This window comes from Paenibacillus sp. YN15 (assembly GCF_003285005.1).
GTDB lineage: Bacteria > Bacillota > Bacilli > Paenibacillales > NBRC-103111 > Paenibacillus_AR.
On the sequence record NZ_QMFA01000106.1, the window covers coordinates 1 to 737 of the forward strand.

At 46.7% G+C, this 737-nt stretch carries 1 protein-coding gene; it reads left to right on the forward strand.

Annotation, left to right across the window (positions count from 1 at the left end; all coding sequences use genetic code 11):
• The first annotated feature begins 133 nt into the window (after positions 1 to 133).
• Positions 134 to 604 carry an IS200/IS605 family transposase gene (gene tnpA / locus DQG13_RS30355; RefSeq protein ID WP_113023928.1) on the forward strand — a complete coding sequence of 157 codons (471 nt, stop codon included), beginning with the start codon at positions 134 to 136 and terminating at the stop codon, positions 602 to 604.
• The last annotated feature ends 133 nt before the right edge of the window (positions 605 to 737 follow it).

The window sequence follows — 737 nt, forward strand, 5'->3', positions numbered from 1 at the left end:
TTGTACACGAAAACCCCCAGTTCGACTGGGGGTTCCCAAAAGCTTATAGCTATGAGTAGTCCATCTTTTGAACTTCATGATAAAATGAGTGCCGGTCTGCCAACCGCACCCATAAAATCAAAGGAGCCAAAAGATGGACAAGAGCAGCTTAGCACATACCAAATGGAACTGCAAATATCATATTGTATTTGCACCGAAGTACCGCAGGCAAGTCATTTACGGGAAACTGAAGCGAGAAATCGGAAAGATCATCCGTCAGCTATATGAGCGAAAAGGAGTGGAAATTCTGGAAGCAGAAGCGTGTCCAGATCACATTCATATGTTGGTGAGCATCCCACCGAAGTTAAGTGTTTCGGAATTTATGGGATACCTGAAAGGGAAAAGCTCGTTGATGATCTTTGATCAATTTGCGAATATGAAATATCGATATGGAAACCGTCAATTCTGGTGTAGAGGATACTTCGTGGATACCGTAGGGCGAAACAAGAAAGTGATCGAAGAATACATCCGCAATCAGCTAACAGAAGATAAGAATTACGAACAACTCACCATGAAAGAACTCCTGGACCCGTTCACGGGCGAGTCGGCAAAAAAGGGCAGGTGACGTAGCCCCTTTAGGGGCCAGCCCGTGAGAGTCCCGCGGTTGGCAGATGTTCAATGCGCCTTCTTAGGCGCGTGCTAGTACCATGCCCTTATAGGGCTGATGGAAGCCACCGGCTAAGCCGGTGGTTATGACT

Bases quoted from the DNA above. Each gene is read 5' to 3' on its own strand.
- tnpA (WP_113023928.1), top strand. From the start codon at position 134: ATGGACAAGAGCAGCTTAGCACATACCAAATGGAACTGCAAATATCAT.